Consider the following 1,957-nt stretch of genomic DNA (forward strand, 5'->3'; position numbering starts at 1 on the left):
TGTCAACGGCAGTTTAAATTTGACCCCCTTTGGGGTTAATTCGGCAATCTAGTTTTGACCCCCCTTGGGGTTAAATTTCACCGATTATCGGTGCAATGCCTATCTTCTTTTTGTCCTTCAACCGGTAGCTCTCACCACTTATTTGGATCACATGGCAATGGTGCAGCAGGCGGTCTAACATCGCAGCCGTTAATGTGGTGTCGTTCGCGAAGGCACCTGCCCACTGGCTAAATGGTAAGTTGCTGGTCAGTAATGTGCTGCCACGCTCATAGCGTTTTGCGACCACGTTAAAGAACAGGTTTGCTTCTTCGCGGCCAAACGGCAGGTAGCCGATTTCATCGATGATGAGTAGCTTTGGACTCATTACAACGCGCTGTAGGTAAGTTTTCAGCTTGCCTTGGTTGTGTGCTGTCGCCAATTGCAGCATCAGATCTGCTGCCGTAATAAAGCGCACTTTAGTGCTGGCCATGATGGCTTTGTAACCAAGCGCAATAGCTAGATGCGTTTTACCCACACCACTGGGGCCAAGCATCACGACATTCTCGTGTCGTTCGATAAAACTCAGGCCAGACAGCTCCGTCAGCTGTGCTTTGGGCACGCCGCTGGCGAAGTTAAAGTCATACTCCTCAAGCGTTTTAATGTTTGGTAAACCGGCGAACTTGAGTAGAGTCGCCTTGGTGCGCTGGGTTTTTGCTTTCAGCTCTTCAGCTAAGAGCTTCTCAATGAAGTCCGCATACGAGCCTTCTTGCGCGAGGTGATGCTCAGCAATGGATGGCCAGGCTTCAGGCAATGCGTATAAGCCAAGTTGCCGACAAGCATCGGCAATGCGTTCAGACTGTAAGTTCATGCGCACCTCGCAACATCTGGTCATAGACACTGAGTGGATGTTGCAAGCTCTCGTATGGTGTTGGCACACGACGCGATGCTTGCGGCTGGTACACGCTGCCGATCTTCATCGGCAACGGCAATAACGCCTCTTGCTCCGTTATTAAGCGCTGGTTTGGTACGTCTCCGGTCGTACCGTGCACTCGGGCATTCGCCACCTGCGTCAGCCAGCGACCGACATAACCATTCGCAGTCTGCACATCTAAGCGTAAGCCTGAGGTTCTTAGCGTTGCCTGCAGCGGCACAACGAAGCTTGATTTAAGGTAACGGTTAAAGCGTTCAACCTTGCCTTTAGTTTTAGCCCGATAGGGGCGACAAACACGAGGATTAAAGCCGAAGTCCTGAGCGGTTGAGAGAAGCTTAGGGTTCCAACGATGCTCGCCATCTGAATAAGCGTCTCGCTCAATCATGATGGTCTTAGCATTGTCGAACAGTACTTCGTGTGGCACACCACCAAAGAAGTCAAAGCTGTGCTCAAGGCCGTCAATCCAAGCTTCTGTGCGCTCGTTATCGTAAAACCGCACATAACTTGCACGTGAATAACCCAGCGTCGCCACGAAGGCTTTGAGCGCATAGGCTCCACGGCGAATAATGGTGAAGTCCACCTGCAATTGCTTACCTGGCTCGGTTTCAAATCTTACGAGCGGATCGGCTGCTGGCTTAGGTTTGAACGCCGCAACATACTCGCTGAGGATCCTTATTTTGCCTTGGTAGCCACGGGCCAAGATCTCTTCATAGAGCACGGCTGCTGGTATCCAATCTGGATGAGCCGCTTTGAGGCGCGCCTGAATATAATCTTTGAAGGGGTCAAGCTTGCTCGGACGCACAACGCTGCGTTGATAAACCGGCGTACTCTCGGTTTGCTGCAAATACTTTTTAACAGTGTTGCGGGCCAGGCCTGTTTCGCGCGCTATCCCTTTGATCGATTTACCTTGGTGCTTAAGTACTTTAATGGTCACAACCATCTCCTGAGTTAACATCGAAAGCGGCCTCTTGAGAAAAACCGCTAGTTTACTTCAGGGGGTCAATTTTCAATTGCCGTTAGGGGGTCATTTTTACACTGCCGGTAACA

At 50.8% G+C, this 1,957-nt stretch carries 2 protein-coding genes; both read right to left on the reverse strand.

The genetic code is table 11. The features are described from left to right. Positions 1-70: 70 nt before the first annotated feature. Positions 71-847 carry an IS21-like element helper ATPase IstB gene (gene istB / locus EGC76_RS11855; protein WP_006954076.1) on the reverse strand — a complete coding sequence of 259 codons (777 nt, stop codon included), beginning with the start codon at positions 845-847 and terminating at the stop codon, positions 71-73. Continuing rightward, positions 831-1,865, reverse strand: coding sequence for an IS21 family transposase (gene istA, locus EGC76_RS11860; protein ID WP_128353209.1), 1,035 nt, complete (start codon positions 1,863-1,865; stop codon positions 831-833). The genes istB and istA overlap by 17 nt, the downstream gene beginning before the upstream one ends. Positions 1,866-1,957 lie beyond the last annotated feature (92 nt).

Origin of the sequence: Pseudidiomarina gelatinasegens (assembly GCF_004025325.1) — a bacterium.
Lineage (GTDB): Bacteria > Pseudomonadota > Gammaproteobacteria > Enterobacterales > Alteromonadaceae > Pseudidiomarina > Pseudidiomarina gelatinasegens.